This window comes from Endothiovibrio diazotrophicus (assembly GCF_054657215.1).
On sequence record NZ_BAAHXB010000071.1, the window covers coordinates 16,133 to 29,391 of the forward strand.

A 13,259-nucleotide genomic window follows, 5' to 3' on the forward strand; every position below is an offset into this window, starting at 1 on the left:
TCCGCCATCGTGCCGATCGGCTGACATCGGGATGATTTCACCATGAAGAACGTGAAGAGGAACGAAGGACATAAAGTGGAGGGTGGCCACTTCGTTTCCCCTCTTCATGCCCCTCATGGTAAAAACCCAGCCTCGCCAAAGTGGAGGCGAACGTAGGGTGTGCCGAGGTACGAGGCGCACCATTTTCTGCTTCGTCCTCATGCCCTCCAGCCCCCAACCCGATAGCGGCGGCGGAGAGATCGAAAACTCGCTGCCCCAAGCGAGACCCTCATGAACGAAGCGAAGCCCTCGGGCGCCCCCGTCGTCTTCATCGCCAAGGACCTCGCGGAGTACCGCAAGGCCGCCGCCGACGCCATCGGCGGCCTCGGCGAAGCGGAGGCTGCTGCTGGGGAAGGAGAAGCGGATCCATGCCGCGGAGTGGCGGGAGACGGTGCTGCTGCTCGGCGGCGTGCTCCACGGGCAGGGGGTCAGCAAGGTGAACGGACTGCTGAGCGTGCCGTTCGACAACCTGGACTACTGGTCGCCGCTCCCCGCGGCGGCCAGCGTCGCCGGGCTGGTGGGGGCCCTGGTGCGCGACCTCTCGCCACGCCTACGCCCCGGCGGACCGCCGCTACCACCAGACCCTCGATCGCGTGATGGCCATCTTCACCCCCGCGGGGGCGGCCCGGGTGCCGGTGAAGGGGCGCATCGCCGCCGCCGAGGCCCTCGGCAAGGCGGGCGACCCGCGGCTGGTGGAGGGTGTGGAAGGGCTCTGGGTCCCCCTCGATGGCGCCACCTTCACCCTGGGGGCGCAAAGGGAGAACAGGGAGGCCGCCAACTACGATCCCGATGCCGGCAACAACGAAACGCCCCGCCGGATCACCGTCGCCCCCTTCCGTCTCGCCCGCCGCCCGGTCACCGTGGCCGAGTTCGCCCGTTTCATCGACGACGGCGGCTGCCGCGACCGGCGCTGGTGGCGGGAGGACCGTCTCGGCGAGGAAGAGTCCCCCAAGGAATGGGACGAGCAGGCCTATTACTTCCCCAACCACCCGGTGACCGGCGCCTCCTGGTTCGAGGCCAACGCCTACTGCGCCTGGCTCACCGAGCGCCGGCGCCGCCTCGGTGAGATCGACGCCGGGGAGCGCATCCGCCTCCCCCGCGAGGAGGAGTGGGAGTGGGCGGCACGGGGCGCGGGACTGCGCTGTTACCCTTGGGGCGACCAGGAAGCAACGGAGGGGCGACTGAATTTCGGCCGCGAGGTCGCGAGACCGACGCCGGTGGGCATCTACCCCGGCGGCCACACCCCTGAGGACCTGGAAGATATGGCGGGAAATGTCTGGGAGTGGTGCGTGAATGAGTACCGTGCCCCAGAGCGGACGGGCACCGAGGGCAACGCGCCGCGTGTATTGCGGGGTGGCTCCTGGCTCTCTCATCGGAGGGGGACCCGTTGTGAGGCCCGCAACGGCCTCTTTCCGTTCAACCGCCTAGGTGATGTCGGTTTTCGTGTGCTGTGGTCTCCCCCATCGCCTCGGAGGAGGGAGACACTGGCCACCGAATCCTCCGTCCCGCCCTCCTCTCTTCCCCGCCGGGTAGGACGGGTTAGCGCAGCGTAACCCGCCGAAACGAAGGCTCCGCCGCAGAACGCCCCCGCCGAACCCTTCCGAACGTTTCGCCAGGCCCCGCCACCTCTCCAGCTTCGATCCGGCGGATTACGCTGCCGCTAATCCGCCCTACCCCTCCATTTCGGGGTGGGAGAGGATCATTGCCACCCTCGCTCTCACAACCACGGCTCCCCGTAGGGCGGGTTAGCGCAGCGTAACCCGCCGAAACGAAGGCTCCGCCGCAGAACGCCTCCACCAAACCCTTCCGAACGGTTCGCCAGGCCCCGCCGCCTCTCCAGCCTCGGCTCGGCGGATTACGCTAACGCTAATCCGCCCTACCCCTCCATCACGGGGTGGGCGATGGTCATTGCCACCCTCGTTCTTTCCAACCACGGAACCCCGTAGGGCGGGTTAGCGATAGCGTAACCCGCCGAAACGAAGGCTCCGCCGCGGGATGCCTCCGCCAAACCCTTCCGAGCGGTTCGGCAAGCCCCGCCACCTCTCCAGCTTCGATCCGGCGGATTACGCTATCGCTAATCCGCCCTACCCCTCCATTGCGGGGTGGGAGATAGTCATTGCACCCTCGTTCTTTCCGGCGGTGAAAGTGGATCAGATTTCTGCCAATCGTCATCGCTGGCGCACAACGGGATAATCGACCTTTCCGCGAACCACCGCAGGGGAGAGCGATGCCCAACTACCGCCGCTACCGGGTCGCCGGGGGATGCTACTTCTTCACCGTGACGCTGTTGGAACGGAGGAACGGCGCCATCCTGTGTGAACGGATCGAGGCGCTGCGCGAGGCGGTGCGGGCGGTTCGCGCGAAACGGCCGTTCCACATCGACGCCTGGGTGGTGCTGCCCGACCACCTCCACGCCCTGTGGACCCTGCCGCCGGGGGACGATGACTTCTCCACCCGTTGGCGGTTGATCAAGAGCCATTTCGCCCGCTCCATACCGCAGCAGGAGCGGCGTTCGGCGGTACGGCGCGAGCGGGGCGAGCGGGCGATCTGGTCCCGTCGTTTCTGGGAGCACGGGATCCGTGACGAGAACGACTATGCCCGCCATTTCGACTACATCCACTACAACCCGGTGAAACACGGCCACGTCCCGGAGGTGGCCGGCTGGCCCCACTCCACCTTCCACCGCGCCGTCCGCCAAGGCATCTACCCCATCGACTGGGGCACCGCCCCCGGCGACGACTTTCCCACCGGCGAGTGAGACGGCAGTGAATCGGGTGACGGGTAGGGCGGGTTAGCGCAGCGTAACCCGCCGGGAACGGAGGCACCGCCGCGGGATGCCGGTACGAGGTGTCGGGTCATCCCGAGGCGTGCCGTTCCGTGAGACCGGTGCGGCTTCCGCTGTGTGGGTGCCTTCGTTTCGGCGGATTACGCTATCGCTAATCCGCCCTACGGGTTTCAAGCCGATGAGTAAAACGAGACAGCCCAATCCCGACTCTGCCGTCGTACCGATCGGCCGACGTCGGGATGATTTCACCATGAAAGGCATGAAGGGAAGGGCGGCCGCGTCGTTTCCCTCCTTCGAGCCCTTCGTTCCTCTTCATGCCCTTCATGGTAAAAACCCACCGCCACCAAGGCGGGACCGGTAAAGGGGGGTTCACCCCTCCTCGGCCAGCGCCCGCTCGGCCTCCGCCAGGCGCTTCTGCGCCTCGTCGTGGAGCGCGGCGGCGCCCTCCAGGCGGCCGTCGCGGGCCAGCGCCTCCAGGGCCTTGGCGGCGGCGGAGAGGGGCATGGCGCCGAGGGTGGCGGCGCTCGACTTGAGGCTGTGGGCGGCGATCAGCAGCGCCTTCGGGTCCTCCGCGCGGATCGCCGCGGCGGCCGCCTCCAGCAGCTCCGGGGCGGAGCGGCGGAACTCCTCCACCACCTGTTCGAAGCCGTTGGGTACCGCGGCGAGGTTGCTGCGCAGCTCGTCGAGCACCGCGCGATCGAGCCCTTCCGCCGCTTCGCGAGCCTCCTCCTCGGCGCCGGCGGCCAAGCGTCCGGCGGCGGGCCCCTCGCCGGCCGGCAGCCAGCGGGCGAGGGTCTCGGCGAAGGCCTCCCAGCGCACCGGTTTGACCAGGTAGTCGTCCATCCCGGCGGCCAGACACCGGTCGCGGTCGCCTTTCAGGGCGTGGGCGGTCATGGCGATGATCGGCACCCGCCCCTCGCCGCACTCGCGCTCCCGCTCGCGGATCCGGCGGGTCGCGTCGTAACCATCCATCTCGGGCATCTGGACGTCCATCAGGATCAGGTCGTAGCGCCGTTCGGTGCTCATCGCCAGCGCCTCGCGGCCGGTGGCGGCGACATCCACCGGCAGGCCGAGGCGGGAGAGCAGGCCCACCGCCACCTGGACGTTGACCAGATTGTCCTCGGCCAGCAGCACCCGGCCGAGCAGGCCGCGAACGGTGGCGGCGCGTGCCTCGGGGACGGCGGCCTCATCGCCGCGGAACAGCCGCTCGATCGCCTCCAGCAGGCGGTCGCGCTGGATCGGCTTGAGCAGTTGTCCGCGGATGCCGAGGGCGCGCAGCCGTTTGCGCGACTCCGCGCGCGCCGAACTGAGCAGCAGGGTGACGGGGCGCTCGATGGTACCGTCGTCGCGGATCGTCCGCGCCAGCCCGAGACCGTCGACCTCCGGCATGTGGTAGTCGAGCAGCAGCAGGCGGATCGGCTCGCCCACCGCCGAGGCCTGGCGCAGCAGGGCCAGGGCGGTGGCAGCGTCGGCGGCGCTGCGGTGGCGCATCCCCCAGCTGTCGAGATAACGCTCCAGCACCTCGCGGTTGGTCTCGTTGTCGTCGACGATCAGCGCCTGCACCCCGTGCAGGTCGGGGTGGGTACGCTCGCCGCGGGGGCTCCCGTGGGCCAGCGTCAGGCGCACCCAGAAGAGGCTCCCCTCCCCCGGCGCGGAGTCGATCCCCATCTCCCCGCCCATCAGCTCCGCCAGCCGGCGGGAGATGGTCAGGCCGAGGCCGGTGCCGCCGTATTTGCGGGTGGTGGCGCTGTCGCCCTGGCTGAAGGGCTTGAACAGCCGCTCGATGGTGGCCGGGTCGATACCGATGCCGGTGTCGCGCACCGACAGGCGCAGGCGGTAACGGCCCGCCTCCTCGGCCAGCAGCTCGGCGCGCAGCTCGATCTCGCCCCGCTCGGTGAACTTGACCGCATTGCCCGCCAGGTTGAGCAGCACCTGGCGCAGCCGCAGCTCGTCGCCGAGCAGCCGCCGGTCGATCCGCGGATCGACGAAGGTGATCAGCTCCACCCCCTTGTTGAGGGCGGAGGCGGCGACCAGCTCGGCCACCTCGCCGAGGAGTTCGCCGAGATCGAACTCCTCCTCCTCCAGTTCCAGCCGGCCCGCCTCGATCTTGGAGAAGTCGAGCACGTCGTTGATCACCGTGAGCTGCATCTCCGCCGAGCGCAGGGCGGTGGCCAGGTAGTGCCGCTGCTCGGCGTCGAGGCGGGTGCCGCCGAGCAGCTCCAGCATGCCGATGACGCCATTCATCGGGGTGCGGATCTCGTGGCTCATGTTGGCGAGGAACAGGCTCTTGGCGCGGCTGGCGCCGTCGGCCTCCTGCTTGGCCCGCGCCAGGGCGCGATTGGCGCCCTCCAGCTCGGTGGTCTTCTCCGCTACCCGCCGCTCGAAGCGCCGCGCGGCGAAGCCCCAGAAGTAGTAGAGCAGGAACTCGACGAAGAGGAAGCCGCCGACGCCCCACAGGACGTTGGTGCGCACCCCCTGGCGGAAGGCGGCGACGTCCTCGGCGGCGTCGAACCAGACCAGCACCTTGCCCACCGGCGGACGCTCGGGGTGGACGGTGCCGAGGTAGTCGCGCAACGGGAAGTGGGCCACCGCCACCGGCTGGCCGTAGACCTCGCTGAGCACCGTCCCGCCGTCGGCCAGCGAGGCCTGCACCTCGGGGCGGGCGAGCAGCTCGAGCACCGCCTCGCTGGTGTGCGCCTCCAGCAGATGGCCGCCCACCGGCGGGTGGCTCTGCAGGTAGTTGCGCAGGAATTCGGGCCACATGGTGGCGCGGGCGTGCTCGAGGGTCATCAGCACCGCGAACTGCGCCCCGAGGGCACGGTGGAGCTGGTTGAGCATCAGCGAGAAGGAGGTGCCCGCCTCCAGCGCGCCGACGTGGACCCGCTTCCCCCCCTCGTCGGCGAACACCGGCACCACCCCGCGCACCCCGGCGTAGACCCTCCCCGATTCGAACCCGCGGGCGCGGCCGAGGTCGCGGTTGACGGCGACGATGGTGTGGCGCACGGCACTCAGGTCGTCACCGAACCGGCCCGGCTTGTGCACCCGCAGGAAGGAGACGTCGCCGGGGGCGAGGTGGAAGTGGAGCTGGCGGACGTTGTACTGGCGGCTCATCTCCTGCCAGCCGCCGACCACCAGGTCGTAGAGTTCGCCGCGGATGCGCGCCGCCGCCACCCCGCCCGGCCCGCCCCCCTCCGCCTCCACCGCGCGGCGGCCGGAGAGGAACAGCTGCTGCACCCGCGGGTCGTTGGCCACGTAGGTGGCGGTCTGCTCCATGAAGGTGGCGGTCTGCTCGAGGGTGTGGGCGTAGACGTCGCGGTACTGGCGCCCCTGCTCGGCCAGGTTGTGGTGCAGCACCTGCCCGGCGGCCCGGTAGTTGAGGCCGACGAAGGCGAGGTCGCTGAGCGCGATGAACAGCGAGACCACCGCGAAGAGCGCGTTGTACCGGCGGGTGTTGTTGTTCTGTTTCACGAACCGACGAGGACAACCGGGTAGAGGGGGCGAATCCACCGCTTCCCTGGCAGGCGGGCGGAGGGTTAGTTTAGCCTGGAATTCCGGCGAATGGCCGGGTCGATTGGTCAAGATTTCGGCTCCGGCGCGGGCCGCGCCGGAAAACGGATCGTTCCATCCCTAACGCGACCTGCAAAAACAGTCGGTTAACCGATTGGGCGGATAATTCTCGACGACCCCGGTGGGGTCGTGGAACGGTGCGCCGCCGCCCCGCTCTGTGGTCAAATAGCGCAATTCGACAATCAACGGGAAAAAGGCATTCGACTCATGGATCTTCTCAATGCGATCAGCGGCTTCGTCTGGGGCCCGGTGATGCTCACCCTGCTGGTGGGAACCGGCCTGTTCCTCACCGTCGGCCTGCGCCTGATGCCGATACGCCGCCTGGGCTACGGCTTCAGGATGCTGTGGAAGGGCCGCCACGCCGAGGCGGAGGCGGGTGACATCAGCCCCTTCCAGGCGCTGATGACCGCGCTGTCGGCCACCGTCGGCACCGGCAACATCGCAGGCGTTGCCACCGCCATCGCCCTCGGCGGCCCGGGGGCGGTGTTCTGGATGTGGATCACCGCCCTGGTGGGGATGGCCACCAAGTACGGCGAGGCGGTGCTCGCGGTGCGCTTCCGCGAGGTGGACAGCCGCGGCCGCTACCAGGGCGGCCCGATGTACTACATCAAGAACGGCATGGGCGAGAAGTGGCGCTGGATGGCGTGGCTGTTCGCGCTCTTCGGCACGGTGGCCGCCTTCGGCATCGGCAACACCATCCAGGCCAACTCGGTGGCCAACGCCCTCCACTCCAACTTCAGCGTGCCGGTCGGGGTCAGCGGCGCGGCGCTGGCGGTGCTCACCGCGCTGGTGCTGATCGGCGGCATCAAGTCGATCGGCGCGGTGGCCGGCAAGCTGGTGCCGTTCATGGCGATCGCCTACGTCGCCGGCGCCCTGGTCATCCTGGGGCTCAACGCCGGCGAGATCCCGTCCGCGCTGGCGCTGATCGTCGACAGCGCCTTCACCGGCAGCGCCGCCACCGGCGGCTTCGCCGGCGCGGCGGTGATGGCGGCGATCCGCTTCGGCGTCGCCCGCGGGGTCTTCTCCAACGAGGCGGGGCTGGGCACCGCGCCGATCGCCCATGCCGCGGCGAAGACCGACAACCCGGTGCGCCAGGGGGTGATCGGCATGCTCGGCACCTTCATCGACACCATCGTGATCTGCTCGATGACCGCGCTGGTGATCATCACCAGCGGCGCCTGGACCCTGCTCGACCCGGCCACCGGCGCGGCCTACACCGGCTCGGCGCTCACCTCGGCGGCCTTCGAGGGGGGGCTGCCGGGGACCGGCGCCTACGTGGTGAGCCTGGGCATCGCGCTCTTCGCCTACACCACCCTGGTGGGCTGGAGCTTCTACGGCGAGCGCTGCGCGGAGTATCTTTTCGGGGTGAAGGTGATCCCCTTCTACCGGGTGCTGTGGGTGCTCGCCATCCCGCTGGGGGCGCTGGGCAACCTGGAGGCGCTGTGGCTGGTGGCCGACATCATGAACGGGCTGATGGCGCTGCCCAACCTGATCGCGCTGATCGTCCTCAGCCCGCTGGTGTTCCGCATCACCCGCGAGTACTTCGCGCGGGAGGATTAGCGGGCATCGAGACGGAAGCGGCCGACCAGCTCCTCCAGCTGTTCGGCCAGGGCCTGGAGTCGTTCGGCCTCGCCGGCGGTCTGTTCGGCGCCGGCGGTGGTGCGGTCGGCGATCTCGCCGATGGTCGCGAGATTGGCGCTCACCTGGTCGGTGCTGCGGCTCTCCTGGGCGGCGGCGGCGGCCACCTCGCGGTTGAAGCCGCTGATCGCGGCGATCTCGCCGGCGATCCGCTCCAGCGCCTCGGTGGAGTGGCGCACGTCGTCGCCGCCGTCGCGGGCCTGGGATACCGCCTGGTCCATTACCCGCACCGCGTTGCGCGCCCCGCTCTGCAACCGCTCGATCATCGCCTGGATCTTCTTGGTCGATTCGTGGGTGCGCGCCGCGAGTGTCCTCACCTCGTCGGCCACCACCGCGAAGCCGCGCCCCTGGTCGCCGGCCCGCGCCGCCTCGATGGCGGCGTTCAGCGCCAGCAGGTTGGTCTGTTCGGCGATGTCGGCGATCACGTCGAGGACCACGCCGATCTCGTCGGTACCGTTCTCCACCGAACCGATCACCGTATTGGCGTCCTCCATCTGCCCCAGCAGGCGCTGGATACCCTGGTCTGCGCGGCGCGCCAGGCCGGTCCCCTGGCGCGACTGCTCGTCGGCACTCTCGGAGGCCTCCATCGCCCGCACCGCCCCGGCGCTCACCTGCTGCATGGCGGTGTTGACCTCGTCCATCACCCGCGCCACCTGATCGGTCTCGCTGCGCTGCGCCTTCGCCCCCTCCAGGGTCTGGTGGGTGATGGTGGAGACCCGGCGGGTCACCTCGGCCAGCTCATGGGTCGACTCGGAGACCCGGATCATGCCGTCGCGGAAGCGGGTGATCATCCGGTTGAAGGCCTCCACCATCGTGCCGATCTCGTCGTCAGGGATGCGGCAGGGGATGTCGCGGCTCAGGTCGGCGTCGCGGGCGATCTCCTCGATCACCCCGCGCAGCCCCTCGATGCGCCGGATCACCACCCGCCGCAACACCAGCATCACGGTCACCAGGCCAACGCCGAAGAGGGCGAGCTGGGTCAACGCGGAGCCGATCAGGTTGTGGCGGACGCGCTGCTCCAGCGCGGCCAGGGAGTAGCTGAGGCGAACCGCGCCGAGCACCGTCCCCTCGGGCACCTGGTGGCAGAGCAGGCAGTTGGTGCCGCGGTAGTCGGTGCTCGCGCGAAACGGGCGCAGCACGGTCAGCACCTTTTCGCCGTCGCGTTCGTCGAAGCGGATGATCTCCTCGCCGCCGAGGGCGCGCCGGTCGAGGTCGTCGGCCGCATGCTCCACCGCCTCGCCGTCGCCGTAGATCTTGCGCACCCCCTCGCCGCGGACGATCCGCGCCTCCAGCATGCCGGGACGGGAGAGCACCTTGTGGCGCAGGATCTCCCGCTGGCCCATGCTGCCGGTGAGCATCAGGGTGTTGATGCCGTCGAAGTAGCTGTCGGCGGTGTCCACCATCTGGTCGCGCACCAGTTCGTGGACCAGACCGTATTCGCTCACCGCGGTGTAGGCGATCACTCCGCACATCACCAGCAGGTAGGAGGCGGCCAGCGCCAGATTGATCTTTCCCCGCACCGACAGGTGGCGGAGCATCGTTTGCCTTTGCATCTGATTACCTGCTATCAAAACGGTCTCCCTCCCGCCACGGATGGGATACGACAAGAACTCGACAACACAAAAACGGGAACCGTCCAGCCGGCAAGATGCGGCACTTCACCGAGGAGTTCCTCCACCGACGCCAGCGCCATCGGCACGCGGTGTCTCCTCCTTCATCCCGTTGATCCACGGTTGTTTTGCCTTATAGACGATCGCGTCCCGCTTCACCAGCGCAACCGGTGAACGGGGAAGACGCCCCCTCTCGGAACGCTTCGAGCGGCGCGCGCGCGGACGGGGAGTCCTTTTCACGAATAGACGGGAAGAGGAGGGGCCGGGGTCGCGCGGGGAAACCATCGGGTCCCGCCACGGGTACGGCCGCCGAAGCGGGGAACGGGCGCGCCGTCCCAGTGGCGCGGTAGGCATTCCGGAGGAGGTGGGCTCAGTCCGTTCCGTGGAGGCCGCGAGACCATTCTAACGGCCTCACACGTTGGCCGCCAGGGTCTCCTCGTTCCACATCTCGCCAAGGCGATCCTGCCAGGCAAGGGGGTCGAGCACCTTGCCGATGGTCATCGACGCGCCGTCCTCCATCGGCCGGGTCAGGTCCACCAGCGGCGCCTCCGCCAACGGCCGTTTCGAGCGGTCGAGCAGCAGCCGCACCACCGGCCGGGTGCGGTTGCGGGCGTTGACCCGCACCACCACCCCCACCTCGCCGCTGTCCATCTCCACCAGGCTGCCGGCGGGGTAGACGCCGAGGCACTGGATGAATTTCTCCACCAGCCGGTGATCGAACTGCTGGTAACGCCACTGATAGAGCAGGCGCATCGCCTCCAGGGTGGAGACCGGGTCGCCGTAGACCCGCGCGCTGGTGATCGCGTCGTAGACGTCCACCAGGCCGACGATGCGGGCATAGAGACCGATCTCCTTGCCCTTCAGCCCGCGCGGGTAACCGCTGCCGTCGATCCGCTCGTGGTGGTCGGAGACCACCTCCAGCACCAGATCGCTCACCCCGTGCTGCTCCAGGATCCGGCGCCCGTATAGGGTATGGCGTTTGACCAGGGCAAACTCCGCCGGGGTCAGCTTATCCGGCTTGTCGAGGATCTCCACGGGGATCCGCGCCTTGCCCACGTCGAGCAGCAGCGCCCCCAGTCCGAGGTCGTGCATCACCTCCCCGGGCAGGCCGAGGTGGCGGGCGAACACCAGGGTGAAGATGCAGACGTTGACCGAGTGCTGGGCGGCGTAGCGGCTGCGCGTCTTGAGCTGGGTGAGACAGAGCAGCGCGCTGGGCTCGCGCACCACGCTTTCGGTCAGCCCCTTGACCACCTGCCGGGTCCGTTGGGTATCCACCCCGCGCCCCAGGCGGACGTCGTCGAGCACCTGCTCCAACACCCCCGAGGCCTCGCGGTGGGCACCGCCGGCGGTGACCAGCTCACGACCGAGGGAGTGGGCCTGCTCCTCGGTGGCCGCCACCAACAGCTGCGCCGGCGCCAGCTCCTCGGCGGTGATATTGGCCGCCGGCGGCAGGTCGAGCCCCTGCTCGGTGTCGATGGTCACCTGACGGCAGGCGGCACGCAGCTGTTCCAGCTGCTTGCGATTGCGGATCAGGAAGCGATGGCGGAAAAAAGGCGTCTCCAGCCATGAGCGGTCGAGCCGGCAGACGAACATGCCGACCCGCAGACCATCCACGTCGATACGTCTGAGCATGACCACCACTCCAGCGGACGGGGCAACAATTCAGAAACTTCCTAACGCAACGTTAAGTATTCTACTACACCGCGCACTTTCCCATAGGCACCCCGCCCCACATTCCTGAGCATTATTCTCAAGATCGCGGGTGGAAGGGATGAAGCCGGCTGTGGGAGAATCGCCGGCCCATGAAGAAGTGACGGAGGTACGGAACGATGAGTGAACTGAAGATCGAGGACCTGGCGGTGGGCGACGGCGCCGAGGCCACCGGCCGCGGCTGCACCGTGGTGGTCCACTACACCGGCTGGCTGGAGGACGGCACCGTCTTCGACAGCAGCGTGCAGCGCAACCAGCCGTTCAGCTTCCCCCTCGACTGCCGCTACGTCATCCCCGGCTGGGACCAGGGGGTGAAGGGGATGAAGGTGGGAGGCCGGCGCAAGCTCACCATCCCGCCGGAGCTGGCCTACGGCGAGTCCGGCGCCGGCGGCGTGATCCCTCCCAACGCAACGCTGACCTTCGAGATCGAGCTGCTGGAGGTTTCGACCTGAGCCGGCGCCGGGATTTGACAATGGCTGGCGGAAATTATTTTCGGGAAAAAGGTGAAAGGCAAAAGGTTAAAGGACCTCCGCTTGGCGCCCCCCATTGTTCAGCGCCGCACTGGTCGGGAAGCGAGGCATCGGACTGGCACGGCTCCTCCTCCCTTTGACCTTTTGCCTTTGACCTGACACCGCACGCCTCCACCCCCATCGGCGCGACCGGCCTCCAGTTTCCGGGGAGGATCACCCCCGGTTCCACAAACAGTTGCCGCCGCTCGCCTTGTCGATCGCCTCCAGATAGCCGGCGTGGGCCTCCAGCTCCGCCCCGGAGGCACGCACCACCTTGAGGCGGGGGCGGTCGGCGGGGAGGCGGCGGATCGCCGCGACCTGTTCGCCGCCGCCGGCACCCTCGTCGCTCTCCCCGTCCAGGGAGAGCTTCTTCTGGCCACCGGTCATCGCCCGGTAGACGTCGGCGAGGATCTCGGAGTCGAGCAGCGCGCCGTGCAGTTCGCGGTGGCTGTTGTTGATGTCGTAGCGCTTGCACAGGGCGTCGAGGTTGTTCTTCTGCCCGGGGTGCATCCTGCGCGCCAGCGCCAGGGTGTCGGTCACCTCGCAGTGCGCCTCGATGGTACCGAAGTCCGTGCCGCCCTCGGCGCGCAGGCGCCGCAGCTCGTGGTTGAGGAAGCCGGTATCGAAGGGCGCGTTGTGGATCACCAGCTCGGCGCCGTCGACGAAGGCCATGAACTCGGCGGCGATCTCGCGGAAGGTGGGCTTGTCGGCGAGCATCTCGTTGGTGATGCCGTGGACCTCGACCGCCCCCTGATCCACCTCCCGCTCGGGGTTGATGTACTGGTGGTAGGTGTTGCCGGTAAGGCGGCGGTTGACCATCTCCACGCAGCCGATCTCGATGATCCGGTGCCCCTGTTTGGGCTCCAGGCCGGTGGTTTCGGTATCGAGCACGATCTGACGCATACGACCTCTCGTGAATCCTGCAAATCCTGCAAATCCTCGTTACCACGATCTGCGTGGTAACGTGACGCTGCGTGGTAACGCTCTGCCCTTCGACGCTCCGCGTCGCATCCCAAGCCGGATCGGGGTGCAGCCCCGAAGCCACGGCACATCACCCGGCATGGACGGCCAACGCGGAGCGTCCGGAGGGACGCGCCGCTGCCGACCGAAAGGCCGGGTTACCACGCAGAGCGTGGTAACCAGGGGTGGTCCTCGTTACCACGCTCTGCGTGGTAACGTGACGTTGCGTGGTAACGCTCTGCTCTTCGACGCTCCGCGTCGCATCCCAAGCCGGATCGGGGTGCAGCCCCGAAGCCGCGGCACATCACCCGGCATGGACGGCCGACGCGGAGCGTCCGGAGGGACGCGCCGCTGCCAACCGAGAGGCCGGGTTACCACGCGGAGCGTGGTAACCAGGGGTGGTCCTCGGTCCTCGTTACCACGCTCTGCGTGGTAACGTGG

The 13,259-nt window shown here is 68.6% G+C and carries 8 protein-coding genes; 4 read left to right on the plus strand and 4 right to left on the minus strand.

All coding sequences use genetic code 11. The annotated features are described in order from the left end of the window. Nucleotides 1-635 precede the first annotated feature (635 nt). On the plus strand, nucleotides 636-1,592 hold the full coding sequence (locus ACYQ2W_RS16630; protein ID WP_459869469.1) for a formylglycine-generating enzyme family protein: 957 nt from the start codon (nucleotides 636-638) through the stop codon (nucleotides 1,590-1,592). Nucleotides 1,593-2,266: 674 nt separating this feature from the next. Continuing rightward, on the plus strand, nucleotides 2,267-2,797 hold the full coding sequence (locus ACYQ2W_RS16635) for an REP-associated tyrosine transposase (RefSeq protein WP_459869471.1): 531 nt from the start codon (nucleotides 2,267-2,269) through the stop codon (nucleotides 2,795-2,797). 396 nt (nucleotides 2,798-3,193) lie between these two features. On the opposite strand, the gene ACYQ2W_RS16640 is transcribed toward ACYQ2W_RS16635, so the two are convergent. Next, nucleotides 3,194-6,292: a response regulator gene (locus tag ACYQ2W_RS16640; RefSeq protein ID WP_459869473.1), complete on the minus strand. Its 3,099-nt coding sequence runs from the start codon at nucleotides 6,290-6,292 to the stop codon at nucleotides 3,194-3,196. Between the two features lie 306 nt (nucleotides 6,293-6,598). On the opposite strand from ACYQ2W_RS16640, the gene ACYQ2W_RS16645 reads away from it, so the two are divergent. Continuing rightward, a complete protein-coding gene (locus ACYQ2W_RS16645; RefSeq protein WP_459869475.1) occupies nucleotides 6,599-7,951 on the plus strand; it encodes an alanine/glycine:cation symporter family protein in 1,353 nt (450 codons plus the stop codon). Here the strand turns inward: ACYQ2W_RS16645 and ACYQ2W_RS16650 are convergent. Beyond that, nucleotides 7,948-9,582, minus strand: a complete 1,635-nt coding sequence (locus ACYQ2W_RS16650) for a methyl-accepting chemotaxis protein (RefSeq protein ID WP_459869477.1) — start codon at nucleotides 9,580-9,582, stop codon at nucleotides 7,948-7,950. The two genes, ACYQ2W_RS16645 and ACYQ2W_RS16650, sit on opposite strands and share 4 nt — an antisense overlap. A gap of 468 nt (nucleotides 9,583-10,050) precedes the next feature. Continuing rightward, a complete protein-coding gene (locus ACYQ2W_RS16655) occupies nucleotides 10,051-11,271 on the minus strand; it encodes an HD-GYP domain-containing protein (protein WP_459869479.1) in 1,221 nt (406 codons plus the stop codon). Between the two features lie 197 nt (nucleotides 11,272-11,468). On the opposite strand from ACYQ2W_RS16655, the gene ACYQ2W_RS16660 reads away from it, so the two are divergent. Beyond that, nucleotides 11,469-11,801, plus strand: a complete 333-nt coding sequence (locus ACYQ2W_RS16660) for an FKBP-type peptidyl-prolyl cis-trans isomerase (RefSeq protein ID WP_459869481.1) — start codon at nucleotides 11,469-11,471, stop codon at nucleotides 11,799-11,801. Nucleotides 11,802-12,032: 231 nt separating this feature from the next. On the opposite strand, the gene dnaQ is transcribed toward ACYQ2W_RS16660, so the two are convergent. Further along, on the minus strand, nucleotides 12,033-12,761 hold the full coding sequence (gene dnaQ / locus ACYQ2W_RS16665; protein ID WP_459869483.1) for a DNA polymerase III subunit epsilon: 729 nt from the start codon (nucleotides 12,759-12,761) through the stop codon (nucleotides 12,033-12,035). Nucleotides 12,762-13,259 lie beyond the last annotated feature (498 nt).

What these genes read in the sequence shown, in the direction of transcription:
- ACYQ2W_RS16630 (WP_459869469.1), top strand. Translation starts at nt 636, where the DNA reads ATGGCCATCTTCACCCCCGCGGGGGCGGCCCGGGTGCCGGTGAAGGGG.
- ACYQ2W_RS16635 (WP_459869471.1), top strand. Translation starts at nt 2,267, where the DNA reads ATGCCCAACTACCGCCGCTACCGGGTCGCCGGGGGATGCTACTTCTTC.
- ACYQ2W_RS16645 (WP_459869475.1), top strand. Translation starts at nt 6,599, where the DNA reads ATGGATCTTCTCAATGCGATCAGCGGCTTCGTCTGGGGCCCGGTGATG.
- ACYQ2W_RS16650 (WP_459869477.1), bottom strand. Translation starts at nt 9,582, where the DNA reads ATGCAAAGGCAAACGATGCTCCGCCACCTGTCGGTGCGGGGAAAGATC.
- ACYQ2W_RS16655 (WP_459869479.1), bottom strand. Translation starts at nt 11,271, where the DNA reads ATGCTCAGACGTATCGACGTGGATGGTCTGCGGGTCGGCATGTTCGTC.
- ACYQ2W_RS16660 (WP_459869481.1), top strand. Translation starts at nt 11,469, where the DNA reads ATGAGTGAACTGAAGATCGAGGACCTGGCGGTGGGCGACGGCGCCGAG.
- dnaQ (WP_459869483.1), bottom strand. Translation starts at nt 12,761, where the DNA reads ATGCGTCAGATCGTGCTCGATACCGAAACCACCGGCCTGGAGCCCAAA.